The sequence below is a fragment of the Lentzea aerocolonigenes genome (assembly GCF_000974445.1).
Classification (GTDB): Bacteria; Actinomycetota; Actinomycetes; order Mycobacteriales; family Pseudonocardiaceae; genus Lentzea; species Lentzea aerocolonigenes.
In genome coordinates this window covers 124353-145929 of sequence record NZ_BBOJ01000018.1, presented here as the reverse complement: position 1 = coordinate 145929, position 21577 = coordinate 124353, and the positions used below count along the sequence as shown (strand labels likewise).

Below are 21577 nucleotides of genomic sequence, written 5' to 3'. Positions count from 1 at the left end.
TTTCCACTCACGCCGTGACGACGACCTTCGCCCGCGCGGGCTCGGACTCGACGTGCCGGACCGTCACAGGGGCAGCTGCTCGCCCGTCTGCTCCTTCACGAGGTACTCGGCGTACCAGTCGGGCCAGTTCTCGTCGTACTCGCCGCCGTTGCGCTTCTCGTGCTCGCCGTGGGCCAGCGCGGCCCTGCGCAACGCCGAGGCCAGGTCGGAGATCGACGCGTAGGACGTGTCGTCGGCGTCGACGCGGCCGGGCAGGCGGGTCGTGACCTCCTGCAGGATCCACGTGTTGCCGTCCGGGTCGGCGAACTCGGCGCGGGTGAAGTAGCTGCGGCGTTCGGGGTCGGGGCCTTCGACCGGACCGTCGGGGCCGCCGTGGTAGAGCGGTCCGACCTCGATGCCGGCGGCCAGGAGCACCTCGTGCGTCTCGACGACGTCGGAGACGATCAGGAAGTGCCGTGCTGAACCGGGTTCCGCGGTCGTGACGCCCTCACCGAAGTGGATGGACGTGCTGGAACCGTGCGGGGTGAACTGCACGACCCACGGCGGGGTGACGTCCAGGCGCCAGCCGAGGCGGCGGTAGAACTCCTTGGCGCGCTCCACGTCCGTGACGGGAATGACGGTGACTTCGAGCTTCATGTCGATCTCCGCGAGGTTCATCACACACGCCCCGGGAGGCGCGTCGTGACCTCCTGGAGGACCCAGCCGTTGCCGTCGGGGTCGCTGAACGAGGCGTACGAGCCGTAGCTGGTGCGTTGGGGGTCGGTGCCCGAGACCCGCGCGGTGGTGCCCGCGTGGTGGAAGACGCCGGTCTTGTCGTGGAACACCTCGCTGACCTCGACGCCGCGGCTGACCAGGTCCTCGCGAGCGGCCACGACGTCGGAGACGATCAGGTGCAGACCCTCCGTGCTGCCCGGCTCCGCGTCCGTCACGCCGCTGCCGAAGATGATCGACGCGGGCGAGCCCGGCGGGGTGAACTGCACGAGGCGGTAGCCCTCGTCGTCGGCGAACTCGGCGTCGAAGCGCCAGCCCAGCGCCTGGTAGAAGTGGATCGCCCGGTCGATGTCGCTCACCGGGATGACGGCCACCTCGAACCTGTAGTCCATCGGGGTTCAACTCCTTCGGTTCGTGTACCGCAACAGTGGTCCTGCCAGGGGGTCCTTCGAACCCGTGGAACACCCTGGTCACCCACTGGCCACGTAGGCTCGGGCCCGTGTCGGACGACGGTCTGCTCGGCAGACGCACTGAGGGCGAGACGCTCGACAAGCTGCTCACGCAGGCGAAGGCGGGCAACGGCCAGGTGCTGGTCCTGCGCGGTGAGGCAGGCATCGGCAAGACCGCGCTGCTCGACCACGTGTCGTCGCGAGCCTCGGGGTTCCGGGTCGCGCGCGCCGCGGGCGTGGAGTCCGAGAGCGCGTTCCCGTACGCGGGCCTGCACCAGCTGTGCGTGCCGTTCCTCGACCGGCTGGACCGGTTGCCCGCACCCCAGCGCGAGGCCCTCGGCACCGCGTTCGGGATGGCGTCCGGGCCTCGGCCGACGCGGTTCATGGTGGGTCTGGCGGTGCTGACGCTGCTCGCCGAGGTCGCCGACGAGCAGCCGCTGGTGTGTCTGGTCGACGACGCGCAGTGGCTCGACTCGATGTCGTCCGCCGTGCTCGGGTTCGTCGCCCGCAGGTTGCTCGCCGAACGGATCGCGCTGGTCTTCGTCCTGCGCGAGGGCAACGACTACCTCGACGGGCTGCCCGAGCTGTTCGTCCGGGGTCTCGACGACGCCGACGCCCACGCGTTGCTCGAGTCGGTGATCAAGGGGCCGGTGGACGGGCGGGTGCGCGACCGGATCGTCGCCGAGGCCCGCGGCAACCCGCTGGCGTTGCTGGAACTGCCGCGCGAGGTGGCCGACGGGCTGGACGCGGGCCCGCTGACCAGCAGGATCGAGCAGAGCTTCGTCCGCCAGATCGAACCGCTGCCCGCCGACACCCGGCTGCTGATGCTGACCGCCGCCGCCGAACCGCTCGGTGACGCCACCCTGCTGTGGCGCGCGGCCGGGCTACTCGGGCTGGGTGCTGATCCCGCCGCCGCGGCACTGGGCACCGGGCTGATCGAGTTCGGGGCGCGGGTCCAGTTCCGGCACCCGCTGGTGCGCTCGGCCGTGTACCGCTCGGCGTCCGCTGTGGACCGGCTGCGCGTGCACCGGGCGCTGGCGGACGTGACGGACCCGGAGATCGACCCGGACCGCCGGGCCTGGCACCGCGCCCAGGGCACCGCCTCGCCGGACGAGGAGGTCGCCGCCGACCTGGAGAACACGGCGTCACGCGCGCAGGCCAGGGGTGGTCTGCTCGCCGCGGCCGCGTTCCTCGAACAGGCGGCGGTGCTGACGCCGGAACCGGGACGCCGTGCGTCGCGTGAGCTGGCGGCGGCACGGGCCAAGCGCGAGGCGGGAGCGTTGGACGCGTCGTTGCGGCTGTTGAGCGCCGTCGAGGCCGGTCCGCCCGACGAGCGCCGCAGCGCCGAGGTCGAGCACCTGCGCGGGCACATCGCGTTCGACCAGCGCCGGGTCGCCGACGCCGCACCGCTGCTGTTCAGCGCGGCTCGCCGGCTGGCCCCGTTCGACGCCGACCTGGCCCGCGAGACGCACCTCGAAGCCCTCTCCGCCGCGATCTGGGCCGGTGCGCCGCTGGCCGACGCCGCCCGCACCGCTCCCCCGCCGCGCACCCCGCCGTGCGCGATCGACCTGGTCCTGGCGGCGCTGACCACGCGCATCACAGCGGGCTACGCGGCCGCCGTGCCGCACATGGCGCGCGCGTTGGACGAGGTGCGCGCGTTGAAGGTGGGTGCGGAAGACGTGAGCCGTCTGCCGTGGCTCTTCGGCAACAGGGCGGGCGGCATCATCGCGAGCGAGCTGTGGGACTTCGCCACGCGGCGCGAGTTCGCCCAGCTCCAGGTCCGCCTGTCCCGGGACGCCGGCGCGCTCGTGCAGCTCCAGTTCGCGCTGAACTTCCTGGCGGACAACGAACTCCTCGCCGGGGAGCCCGCGGCCGCGCAGGCCCTGATCGAGGAGGACCGGCGGATCTCCGAGGTCACCGGCACGCCGGCGATCGGGTACGCCGTGCTGCTCCAGGCCGCCTACCGCGGTGAGGATCTCGCGTCACAAGCCGCCCGTGAGGCGCAGGAGGCCGGTCAGGGACGGCTGGCCGTGATCGCCGACTGGACCGCCGCGATCCTCCACAACGGACTGGGCCGCCACGACCTCGCCCGTGACGCCGCGCTGAGGGTGCTCGAGTCCGGCTCCCTGGTCTACAGCGGCATGATCGTCACGGAACTGGCGGAGGCCGCGTCCCGCACCGGCGACACCGCCCTGGTGGCCGAGGCTGGTGAACGTGCGGCGAGTTGGGTCGACACCGACTGGTCGTCGGGACTCAAGGCCCGCCTGCGCGCGTTGAACGGCGACTCGGCGGGCTTCGGCGAGTCGATCTCGTTCCTGTCCCGCACGGCGTTGAAAGGCGAACTGGCCCGCACGCACCTGCTGTTCGGCGAGTGGCTGCGCCGCGAAGGCCAGCGCGTCGAGGCCCGCGAGCACCTCCGCACGGCGCACGAAATGCTTGCGGCCGCAGGAATGACGGCGTTCGCGGACCGCGCGTGGCGTGAGTTGCAGGCCACCGGTGAGACGGCCCGCAAACGCACGGCCGAGCCCACCGACGAGCTGACCGCGCAGGAGTACCAGATCGCGCGGCTCGCCCGTGAGGGGTACTCGAACCCGGAGATCGGCACGCGGCTGTTCATCAGTCCACGGACCGTGGAATGGCATCTGCGCAAGGTGTTCGGCAAGCTCGGCGTGACTTCGCGCAGGCAGCTGAGGGACGCCACGTTCTGATCGCCATTCGGTAGTCCTATGCACCCGCACGATCTATCGACCGGATTGACGACGGTGTTCCTGCTGCTGAAGCAGGCCCGCGACGACGGCTACCGGATGATGCAGGTCCTCCGTGCGCCCAAGATTCCGGAGGACCTGCGACGAGAGCCGTGTGCGGTGTACCTGCGCCCGCACCCGGACGATCCCTGCCCGCCCGCCGCGGTGAAACTGGTGCTGCTGAACGGCGAAGATGCCGACGCGGACTACGCGCGCTTCCGCTCCGCCACCGCGGAGGTGTTCGCGGAGCGCGACGTCACGCTGCCCGACCTGCCACCGGCGGGCGAGGATACGTTGGTGCGCGGCCTGATCCTCTTCGGCGACGACTGGTCACCGCGCCTGTGCACCGGCGTGGACCTCGTGACGACCTAGAACGTCGTCCACTTCACCGCGACCGACCCCGCGGTGCCCACGATCACGCCGTCGCTGTTGACGTCCCGCGCGACGCCCTCGCTGACGCCGTCCGGCAGGCCGAGGTCGAGCTCGTCACCGGTGTAGGTCCAGCGGTACGGGCGATTCTTGCCATCGAGGTACTTGAAGCCGACGATCACGCCGCTGTCGTTGACGCTCTTCGGATAGACGTCGCGGGCCAGCATGATCACCGATCCGTCGGCCGTCCACCGCGCGCCGTAGGTGCCCTCGTTGTTGCTGCCGTTGGCGTTGCCGACCACCTCGCCGCGGTTGTTCACGGCCTGGGCGCTGGTCGCACCGTCCGTGACCCTGGCGAGCGTGGTCACCGTGCCGTCGGGGTTCCACCGCACCGCCAGGAACGCGACACCAGGACCGGAGACGTAGCCCGCGACGTACCCGTTCGCCGAGGCGCTCGACACGTACGCCCAGGTGGCGCCCTGCGGCAGCTTCATCGCGGTGAGCACGCCGTTCGGCCGCCAGCGCACCGGGATCTGCTGGTTGTTCTCGCGCATGGCGATGCCGTAGACCGTGCCGGAGTCGTCGATCGCCAACCCGAGAGAGGAGTAGTAACCGGCGGGCGTGATCAGCAGCTGGTACGTCCCGTCCGGGTTGAACCGGATGGCCCTGGTGCCGATGCCGTCGCCGCTGGTGGTGCCCGCCGCGGCGCCGCGGTTGTTGACCGCGTTCACCGTGGTGCTGGCGCCGGCCGGTCCGACGAGTTCGGACGACCCGCCCTTGCCGTCGTACTTGACCGCGCGGTCGTGGCTGCGGTCGGTGTAGGAGGTTCCCACCGCGATGTCGGAGTTGTTGATCGACCCGACCCAGTTGGACGTCGAGGACGGCAGTCCGCCGAGGTCGAGCAGCGTCAGTTCGGCGTGGGCCGGAGCCGCGCCGACGACCGTCGCCAGAAGTGCCGTGGCCAACGCAAAAGAGAGTCTTCGACTCATGTTCTTCCCCCAGGAGCTGTGAGTCAGCAAGCGCTGACCCTAACAGCGCGACGATCGTCGATGCAGGCGGATCCGGACATCACGCCGAAAGTTGCTCAGCGACGTCGCGTCAGCATTCGACGACGTTGACGGCCAGCCCTCCCCGCGCGGTCTCCTTGTACTTGTCGCTCATGTCGGCCCCGGTCTCGCGCAACGTGGCGATCGCGTCGTCCAGGTGCACGAAGTGGGCGCCGTCGCCGCGCAACGCCAGTCGTGCGGCGGTGATCGCGGTGACGGCGGCCACCGCGTTGCGTTCGATGCACGGGATCTGGACCAGGCCGCCGATCGGGTCGCAGGTCAGGCCCAGGTGGTGTTCGAGGCCGATCTCGGCGGCGTTCTCCACCTGCCGGACCGTCCCTCCCAGCACGGCGCACAGGCCTGCCGCCGCCATCGCGCACGCCGAACCCACCTCGCCCTGGCAGCCGACCTCGGCGCCCGAGATCGAGCCGGTCTCCTTCAGCACCACCCCGATCGCGCCCGCGGTCAGCAGGAACTCTTCGACACCACCGGAGCCGACGAACCGCGTGTAGTAGTGCAGCACGGCGGGCACGATCCCGGCGGCGCCGTTCGTCGGTGCCGTCACCACGCGGCCGCCGGAGGCGTTCTCCTCGTTGACCGCCAACGCGAACAGGCTCACCCAGTCCTGCGGCTCGGCGTCACCGCTCGACAGGGTCTCCAGCAACGCCTTGGCCCGGCGCGGCACGTTCAACCCGCCCGGCAGCACGCCCTCACGGGCGCAGCCCCAGCGCACGCACTCCTGCATCACCCGCCAGATCTCAGCCAGGCCGGAGTCCACTTCGGACTCAGGTCGCCACGCGCACTCGTTGCGGCGCATCAGCTCGGCGATCGACAGTCCGGCCGACTCGCAGGCCGCGACCAGATCCGCACCCGAGCGGAACGGGTGCGGAACCGGCGGCGGGTCGACGAACGAGTCCAAAGAGGACACGACGAAGCCGCCGCCGATCGAGTAGTACACCTGCGCACGGCCGCAGGCCTCGAACACCATGGCGTTCGGGTGCTCCGGCAACGGACGCGAGTCGAGCACCACGCAGGCGTTCACGAACCGGTCACCCAGCAGCCGCACCTCTCCGGTGGCGCGGATGCGCGCGATCCGCGCCGGGATCGAGGCGATGTCGACGTCCTCCGGCCTGCTGCCCTCCAGCCCGAGCAGCACGGCGGTGTCCGAGCCGTGCCCGAGCCCCGTCGCGCCGAGCGACCCGTGCAGCCGCACCGTCACCGACGACACGTCCGGGCCCAGGGTGAGCGCGAACGTCCTGGCGGCGCGCATCGGACCGACGGTGTGCGAGCTCGACGGGCCGATACCGATGCTGAACAGGTCGAACACACTGGTCTTCACAGTTCCCCCAGATCGATGACGTGCCAGGTGAGCGCGGTGTTGTCGCCGGTCGACCACCACACGGCACTCCCCCGCGCGACGACCGTGCCGAACGACGACGCGAGATCGGCGAGTTGCCCGCGGTCGACGTCGTACAGGCAGAGAACGCCGCGGGAGTCGTCCGCCAGCACGGCGAACCGGTCCAGCAGCAGGACGTCCGGCACCGCGGGCCGCAGTCCGGCGCCACCGATCCGGCGCCGTTCGGTGCCGTCCGGGCGCATCAGGTCGAGTCGCGCGCTGCCGCCCTGCCGCAGCACCTGCACGCGGCACCACGACGGCGTGCAGTCGACCAGCTCGAAGCTCTGCCCGTTCACCACCGTGCGAGCGGAGTTGCGCAGGTCCACCAATGTCGACGGACCGCCCTGCTCGATCTCGGCGCTGGTCGCGAACGGCCAGTCGGTCAGCGCCAGTTTTCCCGGCAGCACGAGCTTTTCCACTTCTCCCCCGGTCAGCGCGACCGTCCGGATCTCGGTGGTGCCCTCCGGTCCGGTCGCGGCCCAGCTGACGTGGTCGTCGTGCACGACGAGGTCGTGCTGCGACTCCAGGACCACCGCGTTGCCGATGTCGGCGGTGATCCGTTCCGCGACCGAGTCGGCCATCCTGAACAGACCTGTGCCGGGTTCGAGCCACACCAGCACCGCGTCGTCCACCACGTACCGCGTGGCGCCCGTGCGGATGACCGAACCGTCGACCACGAGCCGCCCACCGGACTCCCCCGCCCGCAGATCAGGCGTCAGCGGTGCGAAAACGGCGCCGTCGGGCAGGTTTCCCGGCGTGGTGGAGATCCGCGCACCTGGCCAGGCGTCGGTGACGACCGGCGCGGCCGCGGGACGACCAGGTGCGCGGACCGGCCCCGGCGCGGCGACGAGAACAGCCGCTGCCAGGGCAGCCACCACCAGCGGGACCCGGTGCGGGTTCACCGGGCCACCGCCGGCGACGCCGCGTCCGCGTGGACGAGTTCGGGGCTCCCGCCACCGGACGCGGGCACCTTCCAGACGGCCTTGTCACGGCCGTAGGCGACGAAGGAGTCGTCGAGCCACTGCGGCTGGTCGTCGACGTGCCGGGTCTCGGCCAACGCGACGTCCGCGCCGGAGTCGAGGTCCAGCACGTGCAACCGCCACAAGTCGCCACTGCGGAACTTGTAGGCGATGCGACGTCCGTCAGGAGACAACGAGGGGCATTCGACGTTCTCCCGCACCGAGGTCAGCACCTTCGTGTCGAGCGAACCCCGCACCAGCCACGTCTTCCCGCCGGACGCGGCGGTGGCGTAGAACGTGCGGTCGTCGCGCGCGAACGTGATCCCCCAGTAGTTGACGTCGTCCGCGTGGTTCTCGACGCCGTCCACCACCAGCGTGAAGTCCTCCAACGAGCCGTGGTGCTCCCCGCTGCGGAGGTTGTACATCCCGGCGGTCGTCGAGAACGTGCCGACGCCGCCCAGGTACGAGTCACCGGCGCGGAACACGGTCCACATCACGAGGTTGCCCGACGGCGACACCCGCGCCCGGCTCGGAGCGCCCCACTCGGACAGCCGGAGCCGTTCCCCGGCCGAGTCGAACACCACGATCTCGGACTGCGCGGGTATCGCCGTGGCCCGCAGGCACACCAGGGTGCCCGCGGCGACGTCGACCCGTTGGCACGCGGGGCCCGTGCGACCCGCCTGGCGCACCCGCCCCGCCGAGTCGACGTACACCAGCTCGCCGCTGTGCAGGTCCAGCGACTCCTCGGCGGGCCGTGCTCCCGTCGCCCTCAGGCCGACGAACACCGCACCCGCCACCAGCACGGCCGTCACCAGCACCGCCCCCAGCACCCTTCGCTTCACCAGCGCGCCCCCACCGTCACCGCGACCGCGAGCAACGCCGCGAACACCCCGAACGCCGGTGCCAGCGACAACCCGGTCGCCGCCACCCCGAACAACACGGCACCGAGAGCACGTGCCAACGCCTGTCCTGTTTGGACGAACGCGAGCCCGGTCGCCCGAACCTGTTCCGGCACCAGTGGTCCGACGTGCGCCATCAGCACGCCGTCCGTGCAGGCGTAGAAGACACCGTGTCCCAGCAACACGAGCGCCGCCGCGAGCCAGCCACCCCACGACACGGCGACCAGCACGTAGGCCGCGAACAGCACGACGTGGCCGGCGAGGAACACCCGCCACCGCCCGACCCGGTCGGCGAGCTTCCCGACAGGGGCCGCTGCCAGCATGAACGTCAGCGCGGTCACCAACGGCAGCAAGGGAAGCACACCGGCGGGCAGCCCCGCCGACTTCTGCACGCCGACGAACAGGAACATGTCGCCGACCGTGCAGACACCCAGCAGCGCGGTCAGCAGGATCGCCCGCCGCACCTGCCGGTCCCGCACCACGTTCCACGACAACCCCGGCCGCCGCACTGCGGTCCCGGCCGGCTGGCGCACGAACAACGCCAGGACCACCACCGCGATCACGGCGAAGCAGAAGCTCACGACGAACACCGACGTGTAGTCCATGACCAGCAGGCTCAGCAGCCCGAACGCCACCAGCGGCCCGAGCAGCGCGCCCGCCGTGTCCAACGCGCGGTGCACGCCGAACGCCCGCCCCAGCGCGTCCTGCGGTGTGGCCAGCGTGATCATCGCGTCGCGCGGGCCGGTGCGGATCCCCTTGCCCGCGCGGTCGACACCGATCACCAGCCCCACGCCCGCCACCGACGAACCGGCGAGCGGGAAGCCGAGCTTGGTCAGGGCGGAGAGGCCGTACCCGAAGAGCGCCACGGCTTTCGGGCGTTGCAACCGGTCGGCCAGGTGCCCGCCGGCGAGCCGCAGCAGTGCCGTGGCACCGGTGTAGAGGCCGTCGATCGCGCCGAGCTGCAGGTAGCCGACGCCCAGCCCGTAGACGAGGTACAGCGGCAGCACCGCGGTGACCATCTCGGCCGACACGTCCGTGATCAGGCTGACCACGCCGAGTCCGATGACCGTCGCGGAGATCTTGTGGTGGGACCGGCCGCCTTCTGGCGTGCCGGACCGAACGGAGGAGAGGTACATCGGGAGGTCCTTCCGAGGAGAACGCGCACACGGCCCCGAGTGCAGGGCGGGAACCGTGCGCGCGTCTTCCCTCAGCCAGTGACGCGAACGTCGTCCACAGCGGACTCCCACAGGGAGGCCGTGCTCGCGTCCGCCGCCTCGACGACGAGCTTCACGTTGTGCCCGGCGAACTGCGCGAGGTCGACGGTGGCGGTCTGCCACGCGCCCGCGACCTTCACTCCGGACGTGCCGAGCTTCTCGAACACCTTCACCTTGGTCGTCCCGTCCAGGACGTGGACCCGCAAGAAGTCCGCGGTGGACGAGTTGTCGCCGTGCGCGAAGGTGTAGGAGAACGTGAGCTTGCCGCCTGCCGGAACGGAGATCTGCGGCGAGGTCGTCGACGTCAGGCCTCCGTCCACGTCGTTGGCGCCGTCACTGGCGCCGGCGAGTCGTCCCGTCACCAAGCAGTTCGTGCCGCTCGTGGTGGTGCCGAGCTGCTTGACCGACCCGTCGGCCTCCCTGGTCTCCTCGGGATCACCGCGTTCCCACCTGCCTGTGGTCGCGGTGTCGGAGCCAGAGGCGTTGACGACCCAGCCCTTGTCGGACTCGAAGTCGTCAGTGAACCCCGCCGCGGTGTCGCCGACGCTCACGCTGAGCTGAGCCGTCTTGCTGACCCCGCCCGAGGTTCCGGTGATCGTCGCCGTCGCCGTGCCCGTGGCCGACGAGGACGCCGTGAGCGTCAGCGTCGAACTGCCGGGCGCGCTCACCGAAGACGGCGAGAACGAGCCGGTCACGCCGGAGGGCAGACCGGACACCGACAGCGCGACGCTGCCCGTGAAGCCACCGGTCGCGCCGACGTCGACGCTCACGGTCCTGGACGTGCCGGCGGGCACGGCGACCGAGGACGGCGAGGCGGCGACGGTGAACGCGGGCGATCCGGTGCCGGCCTTCTTGCACTTGCCCGACGTCGTGTCGGTGTAGGTGCGCCCGGCGACCGGCACGAAGTCGGCCCGGTAGTCGGTCGCGGTGAGCGTCAGCTTGCCGACGCCGAACGTGTTCGCGTTGCCGGCCTCCTGCACCGCGGCGGAGCTCTTGTCGTAGCTGTAGAACCCGCGCCCGCCGGTGCCGATCAGCAGCTCCCGCACGCCGTTGGCGTCGTCGCGCGTGCCGTCCGGCCGTGACGGCGCGAACCGCTGGTAGTTGTGGTCGTGCCCGGCGATGATCAGGTCCGCCTTCGCCGTGTACAGCGCGTTCCAGAACGGCGTCACCGACGTGTTGTCGCCGTGGTCGCCCTTGCTGAACCGCGGGTGGTGCCAGTAGGCCGCGGTGCACGGCTTCGTGTTCGCAGCCAGGTCGTTCTTCAGCCACGTCACCTGCGCCGAGCTCGCGTCGCGCGTGATGTTGGAGTTCAGCGCGACGAAGTGCCAGTCGCCGACGTCGTAGCTGTAGTAGCCCTTGCCACGTTCGCCGGCGCGCGCACCGAAGTAGTCGAAGTAGCCCGACGCGCCCGAGGTGTTGTACTCGTGGTTTCCCGGCGTCGGGTACGTGATCGACTTGAACTGGCCGTACTGCGGGTCGTAGTTGTTCCGGTAGTCCGAGGACGAACCGCTGTCGTAGGCGTTGTCCCCGGCCAGGGCCAGCGCCTGCGGGGCCATGTTCTTGACCACCGCGGCGGTCTGGTTGCACGACGAGCCGCACACGTCGCCGACCGCCGCCACGATCGACGTCGCCGCGGCGAGCGCCTGCGTGCCGAACTGGTAGGAGTCCACCGCGTAGTGGCTGCCGCTGTCCGCCAGGTTCGGCTGGATCCGCACGCAGTCGCCTTCGAAAGCCCTGGTGTGGAAGGCTTTCCCCGGCCAGTGCTGAGCAGTGAAGGTGTAGGAACCTGACTTCGTCCCGCTGACCGTCACGGAGTCGTTGCCGCGCAAGGTCAGATCGGTGAAGCGCACCCGCAGCCACTGCGCCCCGGACTGACAGACCTGGCCGCCGTCGCCCGAGTTCGCGAACACCACACCGGCCGACTGCGTGCCGGGCTCGGCGAGCTGCGGCACCTGGGGCACGTCGGGCACCGCGGCGGCGAGCGGCGTGACGTCGCCGCCGGACGGCAGCACGGCGACGGCCACAGCGCCCGCCACGACGGCTGCCGCCGCGTAAATCGTCGTTGCGCGCCTTCGTCGGCGCAGGGGAGATTTCATGGTGGTTCCTCTTGAATGCAGGGGGAATTCAGGAACTTCACTCGTGCGCCGGCCCGCCGAGGAGCGCCGGGCCGACGCACGATTATTCGGTTTGAGCTGACCCTAACGAGCGATCAACCCCAGTCAACGAAACGACTTCCGCGTTGCTGGATAACTCTGAACGCCAATTGGAACGATCTTTCAGACGCCGATCGCGACGTCGTCGACCGCCGCTTCCCACAGCGACGCACCGCTCGCGTCCGCGGTCTCGACGAGCAGCCTGACCTGCTTTCCCGCGTACTGCGCGAGATCGACAGACGCGGTCTGCCACGAACCCGCGCGTTCCGAGGCGGCACCGAGCCGTTCGAAGACGGTGGTGGACGCGCTCCCGTCGATCACCTTGATCCGCAGGTAGTCGGCGCTCGACGAGTTCGAGCCGTGGGCGTAGGTGTAGGCGAAGGTCAGCTTGCCGCCGGAGGGCACGGTGATCACCGGCGAGGCGGCCGACGTGACACCGCCGTCGACGTCGTTCGCACCGTCACCGCTGCCCGCGAGGCGACCCGTGACGAGGCAGTTGGTGCCGCTGGTGGTGGTGCCGAGCTGCTTCACCTGGCCGTTGCTCGCGGTCGTCTGCTCGGGGTCGCCGCGCTCGAACCGGCCGGTGGTCGCGGTGTCCGTGCCCGACGGGTTCATCGTCCAGCCCTGGTCGGACTCGAAGTCGTCGGCCCAGACCGGAGGTGTTGCGGGAGCACAAGGTGCGTAGAGCAGGCGGTTCGGCGAGTTCGAGCCGGGACTGCCGACGACACCGGTCGTGGCGCACGCGACGAGCGCGTCACGCACCTGCTTCGGCGTCGCGGCCGGGTTCTGCTGCAGGTACAGCGCGGCAGCGGAAGCGACGAGCGGTGCAGCCATGGACGTGCCGCTCTTCGTGGTGGTGGCGGTGTCGCTGGTGTAGGTCGCCGACACCACGTCCGTCCCCGGCGCGAAGATGTCCACACAGGACCCGTAGTCGGAGTTGCCGTTGCGCGCGTCGGTGCGGGTCGTGTTGCCGACGGTGATCGCCTCCGCCACGCGCGCGGGCGTGTAGTTGCACGCGTTGGCGCCGTAGTTGCCCGCCGCGACCACGTAGGTGATGCCGGTGGCGATCGAGTTGCGGACGGCGTCGTCGAGGACCTGGTCCGCCGGGCCGCTCAGGCTGAGGTTCGCGATCGCGGGCTTCACGGCGTTGCGCGTCACCCAGTCCACACCGGCGACGACGACCGAGTTCGGGCTGGTGCCATCGCATCCGAGGACGCGCACGGCGTGGATGGCCACGCTCTTGGCACCGCCGTACGTCGTGCCGCCGATCGTGCCCGCGACGTGCGTGCCGTGGCTGTTGCAGTCGCTCGCGTCGTTGTCCTTGTCGACCGCGTCCCAGCCGTGCACCGCCCTCCCGCCGAACTCGCGGTGAGTGATGCGCACGCCCGTGTCGACGACGTACGCGTGCACGCCCTGACCGGTCTGCGCGTAGTTGTAGGTGCCGTTCAACGGCAGATTGCGCTGGTCGACGCGGTCGAGGTTCCACGGCGCGTTGGTCTGCGTCTCGGCCGTGTGCACGTAGGTGTCCTGCACGACCTTGACGCCCGGTTCGGCCGCGAGCCTGCGGGCCTGGGCCTCGGACAGCTGGGCAGAGAAGCCCTTCAGCGCGGATGTGTAGACGTTCGTCGCGCCGTAGCGGCGGGCGAGGTCCGGCTGGTCGGTGAGGACGATGTAGCTGCCGGGCACGGCCTGCGCGCCCGGTGGCACGACGACTTCGCCCGCCAGCGCGGGCGTGGGGACCAGCACCGCGGCGACGAGCACCACGGCGAGAGAGAGTGTTCGCACGGAATTCTCCAGGAACTGAGGACGACAAAGGCGCTCCTCGGTACCGGCGATCCGGCTGGGTGCAGAGGATAGGAACTGCCCAGTTGAGCGGTCAATTAAATAAACCGGCAATCTGGAAATACTCTGAACGCGATCAGCGCAGTATTCTCCGCGCGTAGGATTCAGCGCGCCGCCCGAGAAGGGAGCCGCTTGTGACAGCAGATGCGACCGCACGAGCGGGGGCCGAGTTCGGTGCCGCGCTGCGTTGCGCGATCGAGCGCAGCGGCCTCAGCCTCAACGAGATCAGCCAGCGCCTGCGCGACCAGGACACCCCGGTGAGCGTGAGCGCGCTGAGCTACTGGCAGAACGGCGAGAACCGGCCGGAGAGGGCGAGCTCGCTCGCGGCCGTCGCGGCACTGGAGGCGATCCTCGGCCAGGCTCCGGCGACGCTCACGGCGTTGCTCGGCCCGCGCAGACCCAGGGGCCGCTGGACGAACCGGCAGGGCCTGGCGCTCACCTACGACCAGATCTGGCTGCGGCCGGACAGCGTCGCGAAGGCGCTGGCCAAGGTCGACGCGACGCCGGAGGACCTGGACACGCCGCACCGGCTCTCGCAGTACATCTCGTACCGCGTCAACGCGCAGGGCTTCGAGGAGTCGATGCGGGTCCGGCGCGTCATCAGGGCCGACCACGACGACACCACGCGGTTCGTGTTCGTGACGCGGTGCATCACGCTGCCGCAGCCGCCGGTGGTCACGTTCACGGAAGGCTGCCGGGTCGCCCGGTTCCGCGCGGACGTGCCGAGCTCGACGTGCGTGTTCGAGTTCGTGCTCGACCGCCCGTTGAAGGCGGGCGAGCTCGCGGCGGTCGAGTTCGCGCTGCGCTTCCCACCGGGCCAGGCCTCGCGGCACGCCCAGATCGCGATCTACCGGCCGGCCAGGGAGATGGTGCTGCACATCGCGTTCGACCCGGCCATGCTGCCGTCGGGCTGCTTCGGCTTCTTCCAGCCGCGCAGCGCCGCGCCCCGCGAGCACCGGGAACCGGTCACGTTCGACGAGCAGACGACGTCGTACCAGTTCATCACCCTGGACCCGATGCCCGGCCAGTACGGCATCCAGTGGACCTACTCGTAGGGTCGTTCGGGCTGGGCGATCCCGACCACGTCCTCCACGTCGATGGACGGGATCTTCTCGCCGTTCACGCCGTCGGTGACCGTGGCGTCCACATAGGACCCCGTGACCTCGACCCAGGTGTCGTCGGGGAACTGCGCGCCGTTGTTCATCACGATCTTCACCGGACGCCCGTCCGCGGCGCAGCAGGTGAGGATCATCCGCACCAGCAGCCGTTCGCCGTGAGGCCCGGTCGAAGTGAAGCCGACGAGCTTGACCCGGCGTCCGGCGAGCGTGCGGCCGCCGTCGAACACCGCGCGGCTCGCGTAGTCGAAGACCTTGACCTCCACCGGATCCCCGTCGGGCAGCGGCGGGTACTCGTCGGACTGCCTGAGCACCGTGCCGGCGTTGTTCGCCGCGTAGCTGCCGAGCGACTGCGGTGAGATCAGCAGCAACGCCAGTGCCGGAAGCACGAGCAGCCAGGCGACCTTCGGCTGGTGGCCTTTCGCCGCGGCGAACAGCGCCAGCAGCACCACCGAGACGACCAGCAACGGCCACAGCCCGGCCTTGACGTAGCTGACGTACTGCCCTGTCACCAGGGTCTTGGCGGTCGCGCCCGCCAGCAGCAGGAGGATCAGCACGGCCGCGGCCCGGTTCACAGCAGCGCCCCGACCGCCAGCGCCGACACGACCGCGACGACGAACGTGGCCGGCGCGAACCGGACCGCGAAGCGGCGGCCGAACATCCCCGCCTGCATGGCGAAGAGCTTCAGGTCGACCATCGGCCCCACGACCAGGAACGCGAGCTTCGCCGTCGTCGAGAACTGCGTGAAGCTCGCCGCCACGAACGCGTCGGCCTCCGAACAGATCGACAGCACCACCGCCAGCCCGGCCAGCGCGAGGACCGCGAGCCACGGCTCGTCGGCGACGAACTGCAGCCACCTGCCGGGCACCAGCACGTTGAGCGTCGCCGCCACGAGCGCACCGACGACGAGGAACCCGCCCGCGTGCAGGAAGTCGTGCCGCGCCTGGCTGAGGAACCCGTGGTCGTGCGAGTGCTCGGGCATCCTGATCCAGTCGGTCCTGCCCCGGCGCAGCCACAACCAGCCCATGACCGTCGCTGCCAGCAGACTCGCCGCCGCACGCCCGAGCACCATCCCCGGCTGTCCGGGAAACGCCACCGCCGTCGCCACCAGCACGATCGGGTTGACGGCGGGCGCGGCCAGCAGGAACGTCAACGCCACCGACGGCGCGATCCCCTTGCGCAGCAACGCTCCCGCCACCGGCACCGACCCGCACTCGCAGCCGGGCAGCACCACCCCGGCGGCCGCGGCGGCGGGAACGGCGAGCACGGGTCTGCGCGGCAGGACCTTCGTGAGGACGTCACGCGACACGTACACCGCGATGACGGCCGACAGCGCGACCCCCAGCGTGAGGAAAGGCAGCGCCTGCAACACGATAGAGACGAACACCGCCGCCCAGGTCTGGACGATCGGAGCCTGGAAGATCTCGTGGCCGCGCAGCAGGACTCCCGCGACCAGGAGTGCGGCCAGCACCTCCACCGGTCCGATCCGACGCTCGCCCATGACGAGCGACGGTAGGGCGGTTCCGGGGTGATGGCCGCAAATCCGTTCAGCGCACTGGAAACTCTCTGAACGTCAGTTGCCCGCGGCGAGCCAGTCCTGAAGGCTCGTCGGCTGCAACTGCGCCCCGGCGTTCGGCACGAGCTGCTTGCCGGTCAGCAACGTCCCGAAGTACTTGGCCCGCGGGTCGCTCACGACCTTCCGCTCGTCACCCCGCTGCTCCAGGACCGTGCGGATCCACCCGTCCATCGTGAGCTCCTCCGGCCCGCCGATCTCCAGCACGCCGCCGACCGGCTCGGTCGCGGCGGTGCGGGCGACCACCGCGGCCACGTCCGAGGCCGCGATCGGCTGCACGCCGCCGTGCGGGAGGTGCACCTCGCCGTCGACGGTCGCCGAGTTCGCGATGGCGCCCGCGAACTCGAAGAACTGGGTGGCGCGGATGATCGAGTACGTGAGGCCGGACTCCCTGATCAGCCTCTCCTGAGCCACCTTCGCCCGCAGGTAGCCGGAGTCGGGCAGCTCGTCCGTGCCGACGATCGACAGCGCGACGTAGTGGCCGACGCCCGCCTCCCTGGCGGCCTCGGTCAGGTTGGTCGTGGCGGCGGTGAAGAAGTTCATCACGTCGTCGTCCGCGAACGACGGCGAGTTCGACACGTCGACGAGCACGTCGGCGCCCTGCAGGACCTCCTTCACGCCCTCGCCCGTGACCGTGTTGACGCCGCTGTTCGGAGACGCGGGCACGGCGTCGTGGCCGTGCTCACCGAGCCGCTTCACGACCTGGCTGCCGATCAACCCGGTGCCGCCGATGACAACGATCCTCATGGGTCCCGTCCCTCTCGTGAGCCCGCCTCCTGCGGGTGTTCACGAGCTAGGACAGGACAGCCTTCCCGGTTGTGACAGACCTACCGGAACGCGGCGAGTTTTTCCGGGTTGACCAGCCACATCACCTGGTCGATGCCCTCTTCCGAAGCCGTCACGGTGATCACCGCGTACGTGTCGTCCTTGCGCAGCCGCACGGCGGACAGCCCGTTCGCCTCCACGTAGTCGGCCTGGGCACCGGCCCAGAAGCCGGGCGCCCACGCCGCGAAGATCTTCGCCAGCGACGCCGCACCGAACAGCGGGCGGCCCGCCGCGCGCACCGCGCCGTTGCTGTCGGAGTAGCTCACGACGTCCTGCGCGAACAGCTCCTCCAGGCCCGCGAGGTCGCCGGCCTGCGCGGCCGCCACGAACGCCTCCAGCAGTTTGCGCTGCTCAGCGGGCTCGACGGGGGCGCGCCGCTCGTCCGCGAGGTGCTTGCGCGCCCTGCTGACCAGCTGACGCGCCGCGACCTCGCTGGTCTGCACGATCTCGGCGATCTCCCGGTACGGGTAGTCGAACGCCTCGCGCAGCACGTACGCGGCGCGTTCCGTCGGCGTGAGCTTCTCCAGCAGCATCAGCACCGCGAGCTCCAGCACCGCGCCCCGCTCGGCCCCGACCTGCGGGTCGGCGGACGTGTCCACGGGCTCGGGCAGCCACGGCCCGACGTAGGTCTCGCGGCGCGCCCGCGCGGTCTGCGACTCGTTGATCGCGAGCCGCGTGATGGCCTTGGCCAGGTACGCCTCGGGGTGGAGCACGGCCTCGCGGTCCGCGTTCTGCCAGCGCAGCCAGACCTCCTGCACGAGGTCCTCGGCGTCGGCCACGCTGCCGGTCATGCGGTAGGCGATGCCGAACAGCCTCGGCCGGGCCGCTGCGAACACCGACTCGGCCTGGTCGAGTTCCGTCACACCGCCACGGTAGCGTTCACGACCCCCGTCGACGTTGTGGCGACCGGCACGTCCGGCAGACTCCGCGCATGACCACCGAACGACCCAGCCCGCCGTTGCAGGGCGACGAGCGCGAGACCCTGCGCGCGTTCCTCGACTTCCAGCGCGCCACCCTCGCGATGAAGTGCGAAGGCCTCTCCGACGACGACCTGCGCCGGCGCTCGATGCCGCCGTCCACGCTGACGTTGCTCGGACTCGTGCGGCACATGGCCGAGGTGGAACGCACCTGGTTCCGCAAGGTCATCAACGGCGAGGACATCCCGCTGGTGTGGTCGGAGGACAACGACTACCAGGTGGCCTACGACGCCTCGGGGTCGAGCAGGTCCGAGGCGTTCGCCGCGTGGGAGAACGAGGTCGAGCACGCGCGCAAGATCGAGCGCGAGGCCGAGTCGCTGGACGTGACGGGCTACCAGCCGCGCTGGCAGGAGCAGGTGTCACTGCGGCTCGTCATGCACCACCTGTGCCACGAGTACGCGCGGCACAACGGTCACGCGGACTTCCTGCGCGAGGGCATCGACGGCGTCACGGGGGCCTGAGGCTCACGGCTCGTGGTCCCACGGAGGGGTACCGCGCGACCGCAGGACGTCACCGCTTCGATCACGGCCGCGCCGGGTATTCCTGGTCACCGCATCTACCAGGAGGTGACCGTGCTCTTCCACGTGCGGATGGACGTTTCCCTTCCCCACGACCTCGACCCGAACCGCCGCGCCGAACTGGTCCAGGCCGAACGGGACAGGACGCTCAAGCTGCAGAAGATGGGCGTGTGGCAACACCTGTGGCGAGTCGTCGGGCTGCACAGCAACATCAGCATCTTCGACGTGCCGTCCAACGACGAGCTGCACGCGTTCCTCTCGTCGTTGCCGCTGTGGGACTTCATGCGGGTCCAGGTGACGCCGCTGGCCACGCACCCCTCGGACCTGGCGGCCCAGCCCTGAGGCCTCGCCGCGCCGTGGGAAACCGGACGTGCTCGAATGTCGAGTTCCAGAGGCCTCGTTCGTCCTCGGAACGACGACTGGAGGGCATCCATGCACTACATGTTCCTGATCTACAACTGCGGGGACCGGCCGAAGCCGGGTGATCCGGGGTTCGACGAGCTGCTGACGCGGGTCAACGCGTTCGCCGACGAGTGCCGGCGCCGCGGTGCCTTCGTGTCCGGCCACCCGCTCAAGCCCGTCACCACCGCCACGACCGTGCGGGTGCGGGAGGGCAAGGCGATGCTCACCGACGGGCCGTTCGCGGAGACCCACGAGCACCTCGGCGGGTACTACCTGCTCGACTGCCGCGACCTCGACGAGGCGCTGGAGCTGGCCGAGATGTGCCCGCAGGCGCAGTACGGCAGCACGGTCGAGGTGCGCCCGGTCGAACGCATCCCCGGCCTGAACCACGGGCTGGAATGAGCGACCTCGCGTCGGCCGCGGTCGAGCAGGTGTACCGCGAGCACCGGACCCGGATGCTCGCGGCGCTCGTGCGCGCTCTCGGCGACTTCGAGCTGGCCGAGGACGCGTTGCAGGAGGCGTGCTCGCAGGCGTTGCGGAAATGGCCGCGGTCGCGCGTGCCGGACGACCCGTTCGCGTGGCTGCTCGCGGTGGCGCGCAACCACGCGTTCGACCGGCTCCGGCACGCCAAGATGGCCCGCACCAAGCTCCCCGCGCCGCCGGAGCCGGTCACGATGAGCGAGAAGCAGCTCGCCGACCTCGGCGACGAACGGCTGAGCCTGATCTTCACCTGCTGCCACCCCGCGCTCGCCGAGGACGCGCGGGTGGCGCTCACCCTGCAGGCCGTCGCCGGGTTCACCGCGGCGCAGATCGCCCGGACGTTCCTCGTCGCCGAGCCCGCGCTGGCCCAGCGGCTGGTGCGGGCCAAGCGCAAGATCCGCGACGCCGGCATCACGTTCGAGGTGCCGGCCGACCACCTGCTGCCGGAACGCCTGCAGGGCGTGCTCGCGGTGATCTACCTGATCTTCACCCGCGGCTACACGACCGCCGACGCGTCGCTGCGGCTGGAGGCGTTGCGGCTCGGCAAGCTCGTCGCGGCGTTGATGCCCGACGAACCCGAGGCGCACGGCCTGGTCGCGTTGATGCTGCTGCACAACTCGCGCAGCGCCGCCCGGCTCTCCGCGGACGGTGACGTCGTGCTGTTCGAGGACCAGGACCGCACGCTGTGGAACGCCGACGAGATCTCCGAGGGCGTGGCGCTGCTCGCCCGCGCGCTGCGGTTCGGCTCGCCCGGCCCGTACGTGCTGCACGCCGCGATCGCCGCGCTGCACGTGCAGGACCCGGTCGACTGGCACCGCGTCGCCGCTCTCTACACCGAACTCCTCAGCGTGGCACCGACTCCGGTCGTCGAGCTGAACCACGCGGTCGCGGTCGCGATGGCCGACGGACCCGCGGCGGGCCTCGAGCTGATCGACGGGATCTCCGGCCTCGACTCGTACCACCTGCTGCACTCCGCCCGCGCCGACCTGCTGCGCCGCCTCGACCGGCGCGACGAAGCCGTTGCGGCGTACCGGGTCGCGCACGACCTGGCGACGAGTCCCGCGGATCGCCGGTTCCTGGCCGGGCGGCTGCGTTCCCTGGAGGTTCCCTGATGCGACTCACCGTGCTCGACCGCGGTCACCGGCTGCCGGCCCGGATGTTCTTCGGCTTCACCGAGCTGGTGTCGCGGGTACCGATGTCGGACGTGCCCAAGGCCCTGTTGTACCGCCCGGACTTCTTCGGCGCGGTGTTCCTCGACCTGACGGCGAAGGCGATGCGCGGGCCGTCGTTCTGGACGGCGGGCGAACGCGAGTACCTGGCGAGGGCCACCTCCGAACGGCTGCGGTGCCCGTTCTGCGCCGTCACGCACACCGAGCTGATCGAACTGGCCGGTGATCCCTCACCGCTGCGTCCCGAACTCGTGGCCGCGCTGGCGTTTCTCGACGACCTGACGCCCACGGACCTGCCCCGTGACGCGGCGGTGGGCGCGCTCGACGTCAGCTTCGTCTTCCAGGTGGTGAACCGGCTCGCCAACACGTTCGGCTTTCAGCTCCGGCCGGGTCAGCTGAAGTCGGGAACCCGCTCGTTGCACCGGTTCGGCTACCGCTTCCCGCGCTTCCTGACAGGTCCGGGCGAAGGCGCAGTCGCCGAAATCCGCCGCGCCGTCCTGGACGCTCCCGCGCACACACCGTCAGAGCTCCGGCGGGCCGCTGCGGCAGGGGACGCCTGGGGCACCTTCGCGGCGACGGTGCGCGAGGCCTCCCACCACATCACCGACGACGACATCGCCCGTCTCGGGCAGGACCACACCGAGGACGAGATCTTCGAGGTGACCGTCGCCGCCGCCGTTGGCGCTGCTCTGGACCACTACGACACCGGCCGGAAAATTCTCGGAGGTTGATGTCG

The 21577-nt window shown here is 70.6% G+C and carries 21 protein-coding genes; 8 read left to right on the top strand and 13 right to left on the bottom strand.

Annotated elements, in window-relative coordinates; genetic code table 11:
- Positions 1 to 63: 63 nt before the first annotated feature.
- Together AOM45_RS32640 and AOM45_RS32635 are read right to left on the bottom strand one after the other, a co-directional pair.
- A complete protein-coding gene (locus AOM45_RS32640; RefSeq protein ID WP_236703909.1) occupies positions 64 to 636 on the bottom strand; it encodes a VOC family protein in 573 nt (190 codons plus the stop codon).
- Between the two features lie 20 nt (positions 637 to 656).
- Positions 657 to 1103, bottom strand: coding sequence for a VOC family protein (locus AOM45_RS32635; protein ID WP_030469351.1), 447 nt, complete (start codon positions 1101 to 1103; stop codon positions 657 to 659).
- A 107-nt stretch (positions 1104 to 1210) separates the two neighbouring features.
- Between AOM45_RS32635 and AOM45_RS32630 the strand changes: the two genes are divergently transcribed.
- A complete protein-coding gene (locus AOM45_RS32630) occupies positions 1211 to 3868 on the top strand; it encodes a helix-turn-helix transcriptional regulator (RefSeq protein ID WP_030469352.1) in 2658 nt (885 codons plus the stop codon).
- 54 nt (positions 3869 to 3922) lie between these two features.
- Positions 3923 to 4276, top strand: coding sequence for a hypothetical protein (locus AOM45_RS32625; RefSeq protein WP_156093998.1), 354 nt, complete (start codon positions 3923 to 3925; stop codon positions 4274 to 4276).
- On the opposite strand, the gene AOM45_RS32620 is transcribed toward AOM45_RS32625, so the two are convergent.
- The 7 genes from AOM45_RS32620 to AOM45_RS51235 all read right to left on the bottom strand — a co-directional run bounded on the left by AOM45_RS32620 (position 4273) and on the right by AOM45_RS51235 (position 13725).
- Positions 4273 to 5238, bottom strand: a complete 966-nt coding sequence (locus tag AOM45_RS32620) for a hypothetical protein (protein ID WP_030469354.1) — start codon at positions 5236 to 5238, stop codon at positions 4273 to 4275. The genes AOM45_RS32625 and AOM45_RS32620 overlap by 4 nt on opposite strands.
- Positions 5239 to 5371: 133 nt before the next feature.
- Positions 5372 to 6658, bottom strand: coding sequence for an L-serine ammonia-lyase (locus AOM45_RS32615; RefSeq protein ID WP_030469355.1), 1287 nt, complete (start codon positions 6656 to 6658; stop codon positions 5372 to 5374).
- On the bottom strand, positions 6655 to 7617 hold the full coding sequence (locus tag AOM45_RS32610) for a hypothetical protein (protein WP_030469356.1): 963 nt from the start codon (positions 7615 to 7617) through the stop codon (positions 6655 to 6657). Before AOM45_RS32610 ends, AOM45_RS32615 begins: the two co-directional genes overlap by 4 nt.
- Positions 7614 to 8516, bottom strand: coding sequence for a TolB family protein (locus AOM45_RS32605; protein WP_051783957.1), 903 nt, complete (start codon positions 8514 to 8516; stop codon positions 7614 to 7616). The genes AOM45_RS32610 and AOM45_RS32605 overlap by 4 nt, the downstream gene beginning before the upstream one ends.
- A complete protein-coding gene (locus AOM45_RS32600) occupies positions 8513 to 9709 on the bottom strand; it encodes an MFS transporter (RefSeq protein WP_030469358.1) in 1197 nt (398 codons plus the stop codon). Before AOM45_RS32600 ends, AOM45_RS32605 begins: the two co-directional genes overlap by 4 nt.
- A 71-nt stretch (positions 9710 to 9780) precedes the next feature.
- Entirely contained in the window at positions 9781 to 11883 is a 2103-nt protein-coding gene (locus AOM45_RS32595) for a metallophosphoesterase (protein ID WP_030469359.1), read from the bottom strand.
- 180 nt (positions 11884 to 12063) lie between these two features.
- The gene (locus AOM45_RS51235) at positions 12064 to 13725 is read right to left on the bottom strand and encodes a S8 family peptidase (protein WP_236703908.1); all 1662 of its coding nucleotides are present in this window, start codon (positions 13723 to 13725) and stop codon (positions 12064 to 12066) included.
- Positions 13726 to 13916: 191 nt separating this feature from the next.
- Between AOM45_RS51235 and AOM45_RS32585 the strand changes: the two genes are divergently transcribed.
- Positions 13917 to 14837, top strand: a complete 921-nt coding sequence (locus AOM45_RS32585) for a transcriptional regulator (RefSeq protein WP_030469361.1) — start codon at positions 13917 to 13919, stop codon at positions 14835 to 14837.
- Here AOM45_RS32585 and AOM45_RS32580 read toward each other — a convergent pair.
- The 4 genes from AOM45_RS32580 to AOM45_RS32565 form a co-directional block, all read right to left on the bottom strand.
- Positions 14828 to 15472 carry a TIGR03943 family putative permease subunit gene (locus AOM45_RS32580; RefSeq protein ID WP_030469362.1) on the bottom strand — a complete coding sequence of 215 codons (645 nt, stop codon included), beginning with the start codon at positions 15470 to 15472 and terminating at the stop codon, positions 14828 to 14830. The genes AOM45_RS32585 and AOM45_RS32580 overlap by 10 nt on opposite strands.
- On the bottom strand, positions 15469 to 16398 hold the full coding sequence (locus tag AOM45_RS32575) for a permease (protein ID WP_030469363.1): 930 nt from the start codon (positions 16396 to 16398) through the stop codon (positions 15469 to 15471). Before AOM45_RS32575 ends, AOM45_RS32580 begins: the two co-directional genes overlap by 4 nt.
- Positions 16399 to 16470: 72 nt before the next feature.
- Entirely contained in the window at positions 16471 to 17217 is a 747-nt protein-coding gene (locus AOM45_RS32570; protein WP_030469364.1) for an SDR family oxidoreductase, read from the bottom strand.
- Between the two features lie 80 nt (positions 17218 to 17297).
- A complete protein-coding gene (locus AOM45_RS32565) occupies positions 17298 to 18158 on the bottom strand; it encodes an RNA polymerase sigma-70 factor (protein WP_030469365.1) in 861 nt (286 codons plus the stop codon).
- Between the two features lie 68 nt (positions 18159 to 18226).
- On the opposite strand from AOM45_RS32565, the gene AOM45_RS32560 reads away from it, so the two are divergent.
- The 5 genes from AOM45_RS32560 (at position 18227) to AOM45_RS32540 (ending at position 21572) form a co-directional block, all read left to right on the top strand.
- Positions 18227 to 18733 (top strand): DinB family protein, encoded by a 507-nt coding sequence (locus AOM45_RS32560; RefSeq protein WP_030469366.1) that lies wholly within the window; start codon positions 18227 to 18229, stop codon positions 18731 to 18733.
- 111 nt (positions 18734 to 18844) lie between these two features.
- Positions 18845 to 19132: a muconolactone Delta-isomerase gene (locus AOM45_RS32555; protein ID WP_030469367.1), complete on the top strand. Its 288-nt coding sequence runs from the start codon at positions 18845 to 18847 to the stop codon at positions 19130 to 19132.
- Between the two features lie 90 nt (positions 19133 to 19222).
- Positions 19223 to 19594 carry a YciI family protein gene (locus tag AOM45_RS32550; protein WP_030469368.1) on the top strand — a complete coding sequence of 124 codons (372 nt, stop codon included), beginning with the start codon at positions 19223 to 19225 and terminating at the stop codon, positions 19592 to 19594.
- Positions 19591 to 20784: an RNA polymerase sigma factor gene (locus AOM45_RS32545; RefSeq protein WP_030469369.1), complete on the top strand. Its 1194-nt coding sequence runs from the start codon at positions 19591 to 19593 to the stop codon at positions 20782 to 20784. Before AOM45_RS32550 ends, AOM45_RS32545 begins: the two co-directional genes overlap by 4 nt.
- The gene (locus AOM45_RS32540; protein ID WP_030469370.1) at positions 20784 to 21572 is read left to right on the top strand and encodes a carboxymuconolactone decarboxylase family protein; all 789 of its coding nucleotides are present in this window, start codon (positions 20784 to 20786) and stop codon (positions 21570 to 21572) included. Before AOM45_RS32545 ends, AOM45_RS32540 begins: the two co-directional genes overlap by 1 nt.
- Positions 21573 to 21577: the final 5 nt, after the last annotated feature.

Bases quoted from the DNA above. Each gene is read 5' to 3' on its own strand.
- AOM45_RS32640 (WP_236703909.1), bottom strand. From the start codon at position 636: ATGAAGCTCGAAGTCACCGTCATTCCCGTCACGGACGTGGAGCGCGCC.
- AOM45_RS32635 (WP_030469351.1), bottom strand. From the start codon at position 1,103: ATGGACTACAGGTTCGAGGTGGCCGTCATCCCGGTGAGCGACATCGAC.
- AOM45_RS32600 (WP_030469358.1), bottom strand. From the start codon at position 9,709: ATGTACCTCTCCTCCGTTCGGTCCGGCACGCCAGAAGGCGGCCGGTCC.
- AOM45_RS32595 (WP_030469359.1), bottom strand. From the start codon at position 11,883: ATGAAATCTCCCCTGCGCCGACGAAGGCGCGCAACGACGATTTACGCG.
- AOM45_RS32575 (WP_030469363.1), bottom strand. From the start codon at position 16,398: ATGGGCGAGCGTCGGATCGGACCGGTGGAGGTGCTGGCCGCACTCCTG.
- AOM45_RS32570 (WP_030469364.1), bottom strand. From the start codon at position 17,217: ATGAGGATCGTTGTCATCGGCGGCACCGGGTTGATCGGCAGCCAGGTC.
- AOM45_RS32560 (WP_030469366.1), top strand. From the start codon at position 18,227: ATGACCACCGAACGACCCAGCCCGCCGTTGCAGGGCGACGAGCGCGAG.
- AOM45_RS32550 (WP_030469368.1), top strand. From the start codon at position 19,223: ATGCACTACATGTTCCTGATCTACAACTGCGGGGACCGGCCGAAGCCG.
- AOM45_RS32545 (WP_030469369.1), top strand. From the start codon at position 19,591: ATGAGCGACCTCGCGTCGGCCGCGGTCGAGCAGGTGTACCGCGAGCAC.
- AOM45_RS32540 (WP_030469370.1), top strand. From the start codon at position 20,784: ATGCGACTCACCGTGCTCGACCGCGGTCACCGGCTGCCGGCCCGGATG.